Raw genomic sequence first — 15,356 nt, 5'->3', positions numbered from 1 at the left:
CGGTTATCACCGGGCCTCTTTTTTAATACATGACCTTGTGTCCGTATTGTTCCAGAATACCTTTCACGCGCTCCATCGTCTCTTTCTTCGGCGGCTTAACGCCATCAAGCTTATATTCTTCGCCCATCGCCACCCATTTGTGTTTACCCAGTTCGTGATAGGGCAGAAGCTCAATTTTCTCAACGTTGCCCATATCGCGGGTAAATTCGCCCAGGCGATGTGCGGAATCATCATCATCAGACCAGCCAGGAACGACGACATAGCGGATCCAGGTTTTGATACCCTTGGCTGAAATATATTTGGCGAACTCCAGCGTACGGTGATTGGACACACCAACCAGATTCTGGTGGATCTCATCATTCATCTGTTTGAGATCGAGCATGACCAGATCGGTGACTTCAAGCAATTCATCGATGACCGGATCGTAGCGGCGCACAAACCCGTTCGTGTCGAGGCAGGTGTGTATGCCCTCTTTGTGGCAGGCACGGAACCAGTCGCGCACAAATTCCGCCTGAAGAATGGCTTCACCACCGGATGCGGTGACGCCCCCGCCGGACGCATTCATAAAGTGGCGGTAAGTCACCACCTCTTTCATCAGATCTTCAACGGTCACTTCTTTGCCGCCGTGCGTATCCCATGTGTCACGGTTGTGGCAGTACAGGCAGCGCATCAGGCAGCCCTGGAAAAAGGTGATAAAACGGATGCCCGGGCCATCAACAGTGCCACAGGATTCAAAGGAGTGAATGCGACCAATAATTGACATTGCGGTGATATCTCCGAATTTGGCCCATCCAGGGGCCTGTGTAGATGCACAGCTCAAAGGCTATGTCGAGTCTGTTTTGGCTGTTATCCATTCAGTATAGATAGCGGCCAAAAGAGACTGGGGTGGGGAAGAAAAAGGCCCCACTGACGTGGAGCCTTTATTGTACGCTTTTTAACGCGTGATTTCAGTCAATTCCAGTTACATGGACTGAGTGAAAGTACGGGTGATAACGTCCTGCTGCTGTTCTTTCGTCAGGGAGTTAAAACGTACTGCGTAGCCAGATACACGGATGGTCAGCTGAGGATATTTCTCAGGGTGTTCCATCGCGTCGAGCAGCATTTCACGGTTCATGACGTTCACGTTCAGGTGCTGACCACCTTCGATGGACGCTTCGTGGTGGAAGTAACCATCCATCAGACCCGCGAGGTTGGTTTTACGCACTTCGTCGTCTTTACCCAGCGCGTTTGGCACGATAGAGAAGGTGTAAGAGATACCATCTTTCGCGTAAGCAAACGGCAGTTTTGCAACGGAAGTCAGAGAGGCAACAGCACCTTTCTGGTCACGACCGTGCATTGGGTTAGCACCTGGGCCAAATGGCGCGCCAGCACGACGACCGTCTGGGGTGTTACCGGTTTTCTTACCATACACAACGTTAGAGGTGATGGTCAGAACAGACTGAGTCGGGATAGCGTTACGGTAAGTGGTCAGTTTCTGAATTTTCTTCATGAAACGTTCAACCAGGTCAACCGCCATGTCATCAACGCGAGCGTCGTTGTTACCAAACTGCGGGTATTCGCCTTCGATTTCGAAGTCGATAGCCAGACCGTCTTCGTCACGAATTGGTTTAACTTTCGCATATTTGATTGCAGACAGGGAGTCAGCAGCAACGGACAGACCTGCGATACCACACGCCATGGTACGGATAACGTCACGGTCATGCAGCGCCATCAGCGAAGCTTCATAGCTGTATTTGTCGTGCATGTAGTGGATAACGTTCAGTGCAGTAACGTACTGTTTCGCCAGCCAGTCCATGAAGTGATCCATGCGTTCCATGACTTCGTCATAGTTCAGCACATCGCCTTTGATTGGTTCAGACTTAGGACCAACCTGCATTTTCAGTTTTTCATCAACGCCGCCGTTGATAGCGTATAGCATGGTTTTCGCCAGGTTTGCACGCGCACCGAAGAACTGCATTTGTTTACCAACAACCATTGGGCTTACGCAGCATGCGATAGCGTAGTCGTCGTTGTTGAAGTCCGGACGCATCAGGTCATCGTTCTCATACTGCAGAGAAGAGGTGTCGATGGACACTTTAGCGGCGAATTTCTTGAAGTTCAGAGGCAGTTTTTCAGACCACAGAACGGTGATGTTTGGCTCCGGAGAAGGACCCATGGTGTACAGGGTGTTCAGGAAGCGGAAGCTGTTTTTGGTAACCAGAGTACGGCCATCTACGCCCATACCACCGATAGATTCGGTTGCCCAGATTGGGTCACCAGAGAACAGTTCATCATACTCAGGAGTACGCAGGAAGCGAACCATACGCAGTTTCATGACCAGGTGGTCAATCATTTCCTGAGCGTCTTGCTCGGTGATTTTACCTGCTTTCAGGTCACGTTCGATGTACGCATCCAGGAAGGTGGATACGCGACCGAAGGACATTGCTGCACCGTTCTGAGACTTAACGGCGGCCAGGTAGCCGAAGTAGGTCCACTGGATAGCTTCCTGAGCGTTAGTTGCAGGACCAGAGATATCGCAGCCATATTTAGCAGCCATCTCTTTGATCTGACCCAGCGCACGGTGCTGTTCAGCGATCTCTTCACGCAGACGGATAGTCGCTTCCAGGTTTACGCCGTTTTCCAGATCGGACTGCAGGGAAACGAACTGCGCGTATTTGTCTTTCATCAGGAAGTCGATACCGTACAGCGCAACGCGACGGTAGTCACCGATGATACGACCACGGCCGTAGGCATCTGGCAGGCCAGTCAGAACGCCAGATTTACGGCAGTTCAGAATGTCTTTGGTGTAAACATCGAATACACCCTGGTTGTGGGTTTTGCGGTATTCGGTGAAGATTTTTTTCAGCATTGGGTCCAGCTCGCGGTTGTACGCTTTGCAGGAACCTTCAACCATTTTGATACCACCGAACGGGATGATCGCACGTTTCAGTGGTGCTTCAGTCTGCAGACCAACGATTTTCTCAAGGGCTTTGTTGATGTAGCCAGCATCGTGAGAAGTGATGGTGGAAGCAACGGAGGTGTCAAAATCAACTGGCGCGTGAGTGCGGTTTTCCAGTTTTACGCCTTCCATTACGCTGTCCCACAGCTTGGTTGTCGCGTCAGTTGCGCCAGCCAGGAAGGATTCGTCACCTTCATACGGGGTATAGTTTTTCTGAATGAAGTCACGTACGTTTACTTCATTCTGCCAGTCACCTTTCGCAAAACCTTCCCAGGCTGTGGCTAACTTTTCATTAAGCTCGGACATGTAACACCTACCTTCTTAAGTGGATTTTTTATTTACTGCCTGAGATAACCATCAATGATGATCGTCGCCACGCAGGTAAATGACCCAGTATGTCAACCCAACTAACAGACCCCCACCGATAATGTTCCCGATAGTGACAGGGATCAGGTTATCAGTAATGAAATTCATAATAGTCAGGTGAGAGAAACTTTCCGGGGTTGAACCAACTGCAGTCCAGAACTCCGGGCTCGCAAAGTTGCGGATTACAATACCCATTGGGATCATAAACATGTTCGCAATACTGTGCTCGAAGCCGCTGGCAACAAACATCGCAACCGGCAGAACCATAATCATGGCTTTGTCCATCAGGCTACGACCAGAGTAGCTCATCCATACCGCCAGACAGACCATCAGGTTCGCGAGGATGCCAAGTGCAACCGCTTCGATAAATGTGTGGTGCATTTTGTGGTCCGCGGTCTGCAGGACGTTCAGTCCCCAGCCGCCGTTGGCGGTCATATACTCGCCAGAGAGCCACATCAACAAAACAAAGAGCAGACAGCCAATCAGGTTACCAACATAGACGTTAAGCCAGTTGCGCGCCAGTTGACCCCAGGTAATTCTTCCGCTGGCTTTTGCTACGACAATCAGCACCGTTGAGGTGAAGAGGTCGGCGCCGCAGATAACGCACAGAATCAGACCCAGTGAGAAGCAAATGCCGCCAATCAGTTTGGCCATGCCGTAAGGCATCGCGGCAGTACCGGTGGTGGCAGTGATGTAGAAGACGAACGCGATTGAGATGAACACACCGGCCGTGATCGCCAGATAGAACGTCTTCATCGGGTGTTTCGTTGCTTTATAGACACCCGCTTCTTCGGCAACTTTGGCCATCGCAGCAGGGAGTAAAAGATCAAAAGGGTTGTCAGCTTTCACACTAACTCTCTCTTTATTAAGTCGGCGACGAGATACTAACAAAGCATTATAGAAGAGAAATTGATATAGATCATATCTCGCCTGGCTTATAGGCCCGCAGTGTGTATGGTTTTACGACAAATGCGGTGTAAGTTTTTGATTATCCGTATAAAAATAAATTTTAAAAGTTATGAAAAGAGTTGAATTTTTTCGGTCGGCCACCTCTGGAACAGTTAATTAATATGGAGTATTTGCCATAAAAAGTAACAGTAAAGCCCGGGTAAATATTATTATATTTACCCATATTTAACTTTATTATTACATTCAACGTTCATTGCCGAAAAAAATAAAAAACGGGGCAATGAAATTGCCCCGTAATATAGCCCAGACGATTAAATACGCCTACTGCTGATAATGTTATATGCGCTTATTTTGACCAGTAAGCGGCTTTTGCTTTCTGCAGTTTTTCATAGGCCTTCAACAGCGACTGATGCGCAGGGAAGGCTTTCAGATCGCTGTCTACCGCCTGCAGTCCGTAGAATGGCGCTTCGCCGCTCAGGGCCGCGCTGGCGGCTTCTACCGCCTCGGCACCGTACATGCGCACGAAGGCGTTCAGGTACTGCAGTGGCTCACGATCCTCTTCCTGCGCAAGAAGCAGGAGGGTTTGCAGGCAGCGGTAGTAGTTGGTGCGCTCGGCAGAGAACACTGACTGGTTGAATTCCATGGTCCACTCGGTCCAGGCCAGGGCCTGATCCAGATCGCCACCAGCCAGCGCCAGCATCGCTTTCAGCTCGCCGATGCGCAGGGTATACCAGCCGTTGTCTTTGCCGGTAGCCAGACCCATTAGCTCACGTACGCGCGTGAAGTCATCATGGCCTTCGTCGTCCAGCTGGGCGATCAGGTTCAGATAATCCTCTTTTTCCCACTCGCTGCCCGGCAGGGCCAGCAGCGTTTCACGCAGGTGCGCACCCATGCTGTTGTTCGCCAGCCACAGATCTTCAGCCGGATAGATATCGGACATGCCCGGCACCAGAATACGGCAGGCGTAAACATCCAGGTGTTCGTAGTCAGCAATGTAGACTTCTTTATCTTCCGCGTTGAAGATGGCCATCAGGGTAGCGAACTCTTCTTCGGTCGTACCGGCAAAGCTCCAGTCGACGAATGGATAGTCTGCGTCCTGCTTGAACATGTCCCAGGAGATCAAACCGCTGGAGTCGATGAAGTGGGTTTCGAGGTTGGTATGCTCGGCCACTTCTTCGTCGTCAAAGGTTGGTGGAGTAAATACATCGAGATCTTTCAGGCTACGGCCCTGCAGCAACTCGGTGACGGTACGCTCCAGCGCCACGCCAAAGTCAGGATGCGCGCCGAAGGAGGCGAAGCAGGTGCCGTTCGTCGGGTTAAACAGCACAACGCAGATAACCGGATATTTACCGCCCAGCGAGCCATCATACGCAAAGATAGGGAAGCCTTCTGCCTCCAGCTTAGCAATGGATTCCACCACGCCCGGATAGCGCGCCAGCACGTCGGCCGGAATTTCAGGCAGACTGATGGATTCAGCAATGATGCGGTTTTTAATGTGGCGCTCAAACACTTCTGACAGCCCCTGCACACGCGCTTCATTGCGGGTGTTACCGGCGGACATGCCGTTAGACACATACAGGTTACCGACAATGTTCATCGGGATGTAAACGGTCTGTTCATCAGACTGACGGGTGAACGGCAGGGCGCAGATCCCACGCTCTTCATTACCCGATTGCAGATCGATCAGCATGCTGGCGGTCAGTTCATTTTCCGGATCGTAGAACGCACGCAGGCGCGCATCGAGAATACCTTCCGGCAGTTCATCGTCTTCGGTCAGCGGGAACCATTTTTCATTGGGATAGTGAACGAACGGGCCGTTAGCGATGGTTTCACCCAGCCAGAAATCGGCGAAGAAGTAGTTGGTCGACAGACGTTCAAAATACTCACCCAGCGCAGAAGCCAGCGCCGCTTTTTTCGTCGCGCCTTTACCGTTGGTAAAGCACAGTGCACAGTCTTTATCGCGAATATGCACGGACCAGACGTGAGGCACTGGATTGAGCCAGGAGGCTTCTTCGATATTAAAGCCCAGGTCGGTCAGTTTCTGCTGGAAGCGAGCGATGGAATCTTCCAGAGCGGCGTCTTTGCCGGGGATAAACGTTTGAGTCATGGCGTTCACTTTTATCGTACGTAAAGCGCGCAATGATACGGGTTTTGCGTGACAGGTGCTATCTCCGGCGAAAATAAAAGACTGGGCTATGCTTACTGTCAGTAACTGACTGTTAAGGCATAGAAAAATGAAAGCATTCGATCTCCAGAGGATGGCGTTTGATAAAGTCCCACCCGAATTTTTAGGCGAAGTGGCGCTGCGTAGCCTGTATACCTTCGTCCTGGTCTTTCTGTTTCTTAAAATCACTGGTCGGCGCGGTGTGCGGCAGATGTCGCTGTTTGAAGTGTTGATCATTCTGACGCTGGGCTCAGCGGCGGGGGATGTCGCTTTTTATGATGATGTACCAATGGTGCCGGTGTTTATTGTCTTCGTCACGCTGGCGCTGCTTTACCGGCTGGTCATGTGGCTGATGTCGAAAAGCGAAAAGCTGGAAGACATGCTTGAAGGGAAGCCTGTCGTTATCGTTGAGGATGGACAGTTGGCCTGGGAAAATGTCCAAAGCGCCAATATGACCGAATTTGAGTTCTTCATGGAGCTGCGTCTGAATAGCGTGGAACAGCTTGGGCAGGTGCGTCTGGCGATAATGGAAACCAATGGGCAAATCAGTGTGTATTACTATCCCGACGACGAAGTGAAGCCGGGGTTGTGTATTCTGCCGGATATGTTGGTCGAACGGTTTAAGACAGTGCCGGAGTCCGGCGAGTATGCCTGTGTAAGATGCAGCCATGTCGTCTCCATGCAGGTAGGCGATCATCAATTATGCCCCCGCTGTACAAATCCGGAATGGACGAAGGTTAGCCGGGCTAAACGCCTTATCTGACAGCCATTTTGTCGGTTTTGTGACAGCGAGGCGGCAGATTGTATTGTGTGACGACGGGCACATTTCACCGGTCATAAGTTTTAGACATTGCGGCGCGTGTCACTGAATGATAAAACCGATATCCACAGTTATAACTTATGGCTTTTAGCGTGGTGAGGGGAAATGGCTCAAGTCTTTAATTTCAGTTCAGGTCCGGCAATGTTACCGGCAGACGTGCTTAAACAGGCTCAACAGGAACTTTGTGACTGGAACGGTCTGGGTACGTCGGTGATGGAAATCAGCCACCGTGGTAAAGAATTTATTCAGGTGGCGGAAGAGGCAGAAAAGGATTTTCGCGATCTGCTGAACATTCCTTCGAACTACAAAGTATTGTTCTGCCACGGTGGTGGACGCGGCCAGTTTGCTGGCGTACCGCTGAATATTCTGGGCGACAAAACCACGGCAGACTATGTTGACGCTGGCTACTGGGCTGCCAGCGCGGTGAAAGAGGCGCATAAATATTGCACGCCAAACGTCATCGACGCCAAAGTAACCGTTGATGGCCTTCGTGCCGTGAAGCCGATGAGCGAGTGGCAGCTCTCTGACAACGCCGCGTATCTGCACTACTGCCCGAACGAAACCATCGACGGGATTGCCATCGACGAGACGCCGAACTTCGGTAAAGACGTGGTGGTTACCGCTGACTTCTCCTCTACCATTCTCTCTGCGCCGATTGACGTCAGCCGCTACGGTGTCATCTATGCGGGTGCGCAGAAAAATATCGGCCCTGCAGGACTGACTATCGTCATCGTGCGTGACGATCTGCTGGGTAAAGCGCATAAATCCTGCCCGTCGATTCTCGATTACACCGTGCTGAACGATAACGACTCCATGTTCAACACCCCGCCGACCTTTGCCTGGTATCTCTCCGGCCTGGTCTTCAAATGGCTGAAGCAAAACGGTGGCGTGGCACAGATGGATAAGATCAATCAGCAGAAAGCTGAGCTGCTGTACGGCGTGATTGATAAGAGTGATTTCTATCGTAACGATGTGGCGAAAGCCAACCGTTCCCGCATGAACGTGCCGTTCCAGCTGGCGGACAGCAACCTGGATAAAGTTTTCCTGGAAGAGTCCTTCGCCGCAGGTCTGCATGCGCTGAAAGGCCACCGTGTGGTGGGCGGCATGCGCGCCTCTATCTATAACGCCATGCCGCTGGAAGGCGTTAAGGCCCTGACCGATTTCATGATTGACTTCGAACGTCGCCACGGTTAATTGCGCTGTTTTCACCCCCGTAGCCCTGCTGCGGGGTATTTATTATGTTGAGTTGAGAGTTAAGTTTCATGGAATCCCTGACGTTACAACCTATCGCGCGGGTAGATGGCACCATTAATCTGCCTGGTTCAAAAAGTGTCTCGAACCGCGCTCTGCTGCTGGCAGCTCTGGCAAACGGCACCACCGTCCTCACTAACCTGCTGGACAGCGATGACGTGCGCCATATGCTCAATGCGCTGAAAGCGTTGGGAGTTCATTACACGCTGTCTGACGACCGTACCCGCTGTGAAGTAACGGGGAATGGCGGTGCGCTACGTTCAGCCGAGGAACTGGAGCTGTTTCTGGGTAACGCGGGAACCGCCATGCGTCCACTGGCTGCCGCCTTGTGTCTGGGCAGCAACAACATTGTTCTGACCGGCGAGCCGCGCATGAAAGAGCGCCCGATCGGCCATCTGGTGGACGCCCTTCGTCAGGGCGGTGCGCAGATTGAGTATCTGGAGCAAGAGAATTACCCCCCACTGCGCCTTCGCGGTGGCTTTAGCGGCGGCAACGTTGAGGTGGACGGCAGCGTTTCCAGCCAGTTCCTGACGGCACTGCTGATGACCGCTCCGCTGGCACCCCAGGATACGGTTATCACCATCAAGGGCGACCTGGTGTCTAAGCCGTACATTGATATCACCCTGCATCTGATGAAAACCTTCGGCGTTGAGGTGGAAAACCAGTCTTATCAGCGTTTCGTGGTGCGGGGGGCGCAGCAGTATCAGTCTCCGGGCAACTACCTGGTTGAAGGTGACGCCTCATCTGCTTCCTACTTCCTGGCAGCAGGGGCGATTAAAGGCGGTACCGTGAAAGTGACCGGTATTGGCCGTAACAGCGTGCAGGGCGATATTCGTTTTGCTGATGTGCTGGAAAAAATGGGGGCGGTGGTGACCTGGGGGGATGATTTCATCGCCTGTACACATGGTGAACTCAACGCCATCGATATGGACATGAACCACATTCCTGACGCGGCAATGACCATTGCCACCGCTGCGCTGTTTGCCAAAGGCACCACGACGCTGCGCAACATCTACAACTGGCGCGTAAAAGAGACCGATCGTCTGTTCGCGATGGCCACCGAGTTGCGTAAAGTGGGGGCTGACGTGGAGGAGGGCGAAGACTACATTCGCGTGACACCTCCGGCAAAACTGCAGTTCGCGGAAATTGGCACTTACAACGATCACCGTATGGCGATGTGCTTCTCGCTGGTGGCGCTGTCCGATACACCTGTTACGATCCTCGATCCGAAATGTACGGCGAAAACCTTCCCGGACTATTTCGAACAGCTGTCCCGCATCAGTACACTGGCCTGATGACATAATGCCGCATCACCCGATGCGGCATTTCCTTACGTTTTCTGACGTTTGTTCCCGCCCATTTCTTCTACACTCTGCTTCATTAATTCCGTAATTTGCACGCAAAGGTAACAGTTGCGCACGTTGGCGCGTATAATGCGCGGCGTTCATGTTAACGGTATGCCTTTATTAAGGAGAAAAAGATGACGGCAGTTGCCCCGGTAATCACCATTGATGGGCCTAGTGGCGCAGGGAAAGGAACTCTGTGCAAGGCGATGGCGGAAGCATTGCAATGGCATCTTTTAGATTCGGGAGCTATCTATCGCGTGCTGGCGCTGGCAGCGCTGCATCACCATGTGGATGTTGCGTCTGAAGAGGCGCTGGTTCCGCTGGCTGCGCATCTGGATGTGCGTTTTGTCTCGACCGATGGCAACCTCGAAGTGATCCTGGAAGGGGAAGATGTAAGCGGCGAAATTCGTACGCAAGAGGTTGCTAATGCGGCCTCTCAGGTGGCGGCTTTCCCGCGCGTTCGTGAAGCTCTGTTACGCCGTCAACGCGCTTTCCGCGAAGCGCCGGGTCTGATTGCTGACGGGCGAGATATGGGGACGGTGGTTTTCCCTGATGCGCCAGTGAAAATTTTCCTTGACGCCTCCTCGGAAGAACGGGCTCAACGCCGCATGCTTCAGTTGCAGGAGAAGGGGTTTAGTGTTAACTTTGATCGCCTTTTATCCGAGATAAAAGAGCGCGATGACCGCGATCGTAACCGCGCCGTCGCCCCACTTGTTCCTGCAGAAGATGCACTAGTTCTGGATTCCACCAGTTTAACTATTGAGCAAGTGATTGAAAAAGCGCTACAATATGCGCGCCAGAAACTGGCACTCGCGTAATCGCGACCGATTTAGCAGTACCCCCGCTGCAATGGATTGACGGCGGGTATGTGAAACAACCCCATCCGGCACGGAGCCAGGTGGACGTTAATATTAACCTGAAGATTAAACATGACTGAATCTTTTGCTCAACTGTTTGAAGAATCCTTAAAAGAAATCGAAACCCGTCCGGGTTCCATCGTTCGCGGTGTTGTTGTTGCTATCGACAAAGACGTAGTACTGGTTGACGCCGGTCTGAAATCTGAGTCCGCCATTCCGGCAGAGCAGTTCAAAAACGCCCAGGGCGAGCTGGAAATCCAGGTAGGTGACGAAGTTGACGTTGCTCTGGACGCAGTAGAAGACGGCTTCGGCGAAACCCTGCTGTCTCGTGAAAAAGCTAAACGTCACGAAGCATGGATCACGCTGGAGAAAGCTTACGAAGAAGCTGAAACTGTGGTCGGTGTTATCAACGGCAAAGTTAAAGGTGGCTTCACTGTTGAGCTGAATGGTATTCGTGCGTTCCTGCCAGGTTCACTGGTAGACGTTCGTCCAGTCCGTGACACCCTGCACCTGGAAGGCAAAGAGCTTGAGTTCAAAGTAATCAAGCTGGACCAGAAGCGTAACAACGTTGTTGTTTCCCGTCGTGCCGTTATCGAATCCGAAAACAGCGCAGAACGTGATCAGCTGCTGGAAAACCTGCAGGAAGGCATGGAAGTCAAAGGTATCGTTAAGAACCTCACTGACTACGGCGCATTCGTTGACCTGGGCGGCGTTGATGGCCTGCTGCACATCACCGACATGGCGTGGAAACGCGTTAAGCACCCAAGCGAAATCGTGAACGTGGGCGACGAAATCACTGTTAAAGTGCTGAAGTTCGACCGCGAGCGTACTCGTGTATCCCTCGGCCTGAAACAGCTGGGCGAAGATCCATGGGTAGCTATCGCTAAGCGTTACCCAGAAGGTACCAAACTGACTGGCCGCGTGACCAACCTGACTGACTACGGCTGCTTCGTTGAAATCGAAGAAGGCGTTGAAGGTCTGGTACACGTTTCCGAAATGGACTGGACCAACAAAAACATCCACCCATCCAAAGTTGTTAACGTTGGTGACGTAGTGGAAGTTATGGTTCTGGATATCGACGAAGAACGTCGTCGTATCTCCCTGGGCCTGAAGCAGTGCAAAAACAACCCATGGCAGCAGTTCGCGGAAACCCACAACAAGGGCGACCGTGTTGAAGGTAAAATCAAGTCTATCACTGACTTCGGTATCTTCATCGGCCTGGACGGCGGCATCGACGGCCTGGTTCACCTGTCTGACATCTCCTGGAACGTTGCAGGCGAAGAAGCAGTTCGTGAATACAAAAAAGGCGACGAAATCGCAGCAGTTGTTCTGCAGGTTGACGCAGAGCGTGAGCGTATCTCCCTGGGCGTTAAACAGCTCGCAGAAGATCCGTTCAACAACTGGGTTGCACTGAACAAGAAAGGCGCAATCGTAAACGGTAAAGTGACTGCAGTTGACGCTAAAGGCGCAACCGTAGAACTGGCTGACGGCGTTGAAGGTTACCTGCGCGCTTCTGAAGCTTCACGTGACCGCGTTGAAGATGCCACTCTGGTTCTGAACGTTGGCGACGATGTTGAAGCTAAGTTCACCGGTGTTGACCGTAAGAACCGTGCAATCAGCCTGTCTGTTCGTGCTAAAGACGAAGCTGATGAGAAAGATGCAATCGCAACTGTTAACAAACAGGAAGATGCAAACTTCTCTAACAACGCAATGGCTGAAGCTTTCAAAGCAGCTAAAGGCGAGTAATATCAAGTCCTCAGCATCCTTTGAGCGGTAACGCATTTATCGCGCGAAGGATGAGGAGCAAACTTGACAGATTGCAGGATTCGTCCTGTAATCAATAACAAAGGGCGGCTACGGCCGCCCTTGTTTAATGAGCTGTTCAGCTAATTGGTTTGAAAGGAACCGGAGGAATCATGACCAAGTCAGAATTGATTGAGAGACTTGCCAGTCAGCAACCGCATATCCCAGCCAAAGCAGTGGAAGATGCCGTAAAAGAGATGCTGGAGCATATGGCCACCACTCTTGCCCAGGGCGAGCGCATTGAAATCCGCGGTTTCGGTAGTTTTTCTCTGCACTATCGTGCTCCACGTACCGGGCGTAACCCGAAGACTGGCGATAAAGTCGAGCTGGAAGGTAAGTACGTTCCACACTTTAAGCCGGGTAAAGAACTGCGCGATCGCGCCAATATTTACGGCAACTGAGTTTAGCCATCAGGTTAAACTGGGTTCGAAAGAAAGCACCTTCGGGTGCTTTTTTTGTACTTATCGTTTTTATTCTGAAGCTTCGCCGCAATCTCCGTGTCGTTTTCTGCAAACCGACAAAAACAGTGCAGCGCGCGCTGTAACCTGCATTTTATTCAACTGACGCCTCTCTCCCTCTTCTTACATACTGCCGCCCTGAAACAGGGAGGTCGTAATGGGAATTCCCACACTAAGTCTGTGCGCCATTCTGGCGATAGCGCCGTTATTCTGGTTACCTGAACTACCCGCGTGCGAAACCGTGTGGGTCATGTTCGCTGGCGGGATAGTGCTGGGCATTCAGCGGAACGTCAGCCTGAAGTTTGTCGGGATCGGTTTGCTATTTTGCGTCTGGGGTATTCTGGCCGCGCAGGAAAGCGTCTGGCCGATGCAGCATTTAACCACCGGTGCGGTAAAGGCAGAGGTAGAGATCACGGCCACCGATGGGGCAACGATGCATCAGGGAAAGATTGTCACGCTTGATGGCAAACGCTGGTGGGCATCGACGGGGATCGTACTTTATGGCAATTACCTGCCACAAAAGGCGTGCGCGGGTCAGCGCTGGGCCATGACGCTCCGGCTCAGGCCTGTACATGGGGAACTGAATGATGGTGGGTATGATCCTCAGCGAAATGCTTTTGCCCGACATCAAACGCTGAGCGGACGTTTTACGCAGGCGGCAATCGTCGATGAACGCTGCAGTCTTCGTGCCCGCTATCTGTCATCACTGCACGACACGCTTTCACCTTATCGCTGGGGAGCCGTGATCCTGGGGCTGGGGATGGGTGAACGCCTGGATGTCCCCCGGGAAATAAAAAACCTGATGCGTGAAACCGGCACGTCGCATCTGATGGCGATCTCGGGTTTGCATATCGCACTGGCGGCTTCCATTGTCTGGTTGCTTGCCAGGGGTTTTCAGTTTTTATTGCCGTGTCAGTGGATCCGCTGGCAAATGCCTCTGTTTGCGGGACTGTTTTTTGCGGCTTTCTACGCATGGCTAACGGGTCTACAGCCGCCAGCATTACGCACGGTCATTGCGCTTGCGGTGCTGGCCGCTCTGCGGATCGGCGCGCGTCAGTGGTCTGCATGGCAGATCTGGTGTAGCTGTATTGCAGCGATACTCATCGTTGATCCGCTGGCGGTGCTTTCTCAGAGTCTGGCTCTGTCTGCATTTGCCGTCGCCGCATTGATTTTCTGGTATCAGTGGTTGCCAGCCCCCAGCTGGCGCTGGACTCGCCGGGTGCGCCCCCTGGTGAATCTCATTTATCTGCAGGTCGGAATGTTGCTGCTGCTCCTGCCTTTGCAGGTGTTGATGTTCCATGGCTTCAGCGTCTCTTCGCTGGTGGCCAATCTCTTTGCCGTTCCGCTGGTGACCTTTATCTCGGTTCCGCTGATCCTGCTCGGTATGCTACTGCACCTGCTCCCGCTGGCCTCCCTGGAGACTGGCATATGGTTTGCAGCAGATAAGTCCCTGGCCGGATTGTTCTGGCTGCTGCAGCGCCTGCCTGATGGCTGGCAGGATGTCGATGAGCGCTGGCAGTACCTGACATTGCTGCCCTGGCTGGCCATTATCGGCTGGCGCTTTCGCTCCTGGAAAAGCATGCCGGCGGTGTGTCTGACCGGAACTGTCGTGCTGGCATCTCCATTCATGCGAACGGAGAAAACCGATAGCTGGACGTTGCATATGCTGGATGTGGGGCAGGGGCTATCAATGGTTATTGAGCGGCAGGGTAAAGCGCTTCTATACGACACCGGTCCCGGCTGGCCTGGGGGAGATAGTGCGCAGCAGCTGATTATTCCGTGGTTACGCTGGCATCACCTGCAACCAGAGGGCGTTATTCTCAGTCACGAGCACCTGGACCATGCTGGTGGTCTGGCATCGATGCAGGCGGCATGGCCCGGCTTGTGGGTAAGAAGCCCGCTGGGGTGGGCACAGCATCTTCCCTGCTTTCGTGGACAGCAGTGGAAATGGCAGGGGCTGACATTGACCGTTCACTGGCCACCGGCGGGATCCTCTACCCAGGGTAACAATCGCTCCTGCGTAGTTAAAATCGATGACGGTGAGCAGAGTGTTTTGCTGACAGGGGACATTGAAGCGCAAGCGGAACAGGCTATGCTTAGCCATTACTGGCGTTATCTGACGTCAACGGTGATACAGGTGCCGCACCATGGCAGTAATACTTCGTCATCGTTGCCGCTGGTACAACGGGTGGAGGGACAAATCGCGCTGGATTCTGCGGCCCGTTACAATGCGTGGCGATTCCCGTCCACGAGAGTGGTCAGACGTTATCGAAAGGAGGGCTATATCTGGCAGGATACCCCTCATTCCGGACAAATATCGGTGACGTTTTCGCAACATTCATGGCAAATCCGGCGGTTGCGGGAACAATATTTACCGCGTTGGTATCATCAGTGGTTTGGCGCGCCCGTCGATAACGGGTAGAATATGCGGCTATTTCAACAGA

11 protein-coding genes are annotated in these 15,356 nt (G+C 52.6%); 7 read left to right on the top strand and 4 right to left on the bottom strand.

What is annotated here, in order from left to right; genetic code table 11:
• Window positions 1-22: 22 nt before the first annotated feature.
• From pflA to ycaO, 4 genes are all read right to left on the bottom strand, one after another.
• Window positions 23-763 (bottom strand): pyruvate formate lyase 1-activating protein, encoded by a 741-nt coding sequence (gene pflA, locus NQ842_RS16515; RefSeq protein ID WP_014831281.1) that lies wholly within the window; start codon window positions 761-763, stop codon window positions 23-25.
• A 198-nt stretch (window positions 764-961) separates the two neighbouring features.
• Window positions 962-3,244 carry a formate C-acetyltransferase gene (gene pflB / locus NQ842_RS16510; RefSeq protein ID WP_014831282.1) on the bottom strand — a complete coding sequence of 761 codons (2,283 nt, stop codon included), beginning with the start codon at window positions 3,242-3,244 and terminating at the stop codon, window positions 962-964.
• Window positions 3,245-3,295: 51 nt separating this feature from the next.
• Window positions 3,296-4,153, bottom strand: a complete 858-nt coding sequence (gene focA / locus NQ842_RS16505) for a formate transporter FocA (RefSeq protein ID WP_013097310.1) — start codon at window positions 4,151-4,153, stop codon at window positions 3,296-3,298.
• A gap of 406 nt (window positions 4,154-4,559) precedes the next feature.
• Window positions 4,560-6,320 (bottom strand): 30S ribosomal protein S12 methylthiotransferase accessory factor YcaO, encoded by a 1,761-nt coding sequence (gene ycaO, locus NQ842_RS16500; protein WP_257256078.1) that lies wholly within the window; start codon window positions 6,318-6,320, stop codon window positions 4,560-4,562.
• A gap of 127 nt (window positions 6,321-6,447) precedes the next feature.
• On the opposite strand from ycaO, the gene NQ842_RS16495 reads away from it, so the two are divergent.
• From NQ842_RS16495 to NQ842_RS16465, 7 genes are all read left to right on the top strand, one after another.
• Complete coding sequence (locus NQ842_RS16495) at window positions 6,448-7,140, top strand: DUF421 domain-containing protein (RefSeq protein WP_014831284.1); 693 nt, start codon at window positions 6,448-6,450, stop codon at window positions 7,138-7,140.
• A 162-nt stretch (window positions 7,141-7,302) separates the two neighbouring features.
• On the top strand, window positions 7,303-8,391 hold the full coding sequence (serC, locus tag NQ842_RS16490) for a 3-phosphoserine/phosphohydroxythreonine transaminase (protein ID WP_163281287.1): 1,089 nt from the start codon (window positions 7,303-7,305) through the stop codon (window positions 8,389-8,391).
• A gap of 68 nt (window positions 8,392-8,459) precedes the next feature.
• On the top strand, window positions 8,460-9,743 hold the full coding sequence (aroA, locus tag NQ842_RS16485) for a 3-phosphoshikimate 1-carboxyvinyltransferase (protein WP_125366187.1): 1,284 nt from the start codon (window positions 8,460-8,462) through the stop codon (window positions 9,741-9,743).
• Between the two features lie 185 nt (window positions 9,744-9,928).
• Entirely contained in the window at window positions 9,929-10,612 is a 684-nt protein-coding gene (cmk, locus tag NQ842_RS16480; protein WP_013097305.1) for a (d)CMP kinase, read from the top strand.
• Window positions 10,613-10,723: 111 nt separating this feature from the next.
• Window positions 10,724-12,397 carry a 30S ribosomal protein S1 gene (gene rpsA, locus NQ842_RS16475; protein ID WP_008499966.1) on the top strand — a complete coding sequence of 558 codons (1,674 nt, stop codon included), beginning with the start codon at window positions 10,724-10,726 and terminating at the stop codon, window positions 12,395-12,397.
• A 170-nt stretch (window positions 12,398-12,567) separates the two neighbouring features.
• Window positions 12,568-12,855 (top strand): integration host factor subunit beta, encoded by a 288-nt coding sequence (gene ihfB, locus NQ842_RS16470; protein WP_003858233.1) that lies wholly within the window; start codon window positions 12,568-12,570, stop codon window positions 12,853-12,855.
• A 214-nt stretch (window positions 12,856-13,069) separates the two neighbouring features.
• Window positions 13,070-15,334: a ComEC family protein gene (locus tag NQ842_RS16465; RefSeq protein WP_257256077.1), complete on the top strand. Its 2,265-nt coding sequence runs from the start codon at window positions 13,070-13,072 to the stop codon at window positions 15,332-15,334.
• Window positions 15,335-15,356 lie beyond the last annotated feature (22 nt).

The organism is Enterobacter cloacae complex sp. R_G8, from assembly GCF_024599795.1.
Lineage (GTDB): Bacteria > Pseudomonadota > Gammaproteobacteria > Enterobacterales > Enterobacteriaceae > Enterobacter > Enterobacter dissolvens.
This window is presented reverse-complemented; position numbering and strand designations above follow the sequence as displayed.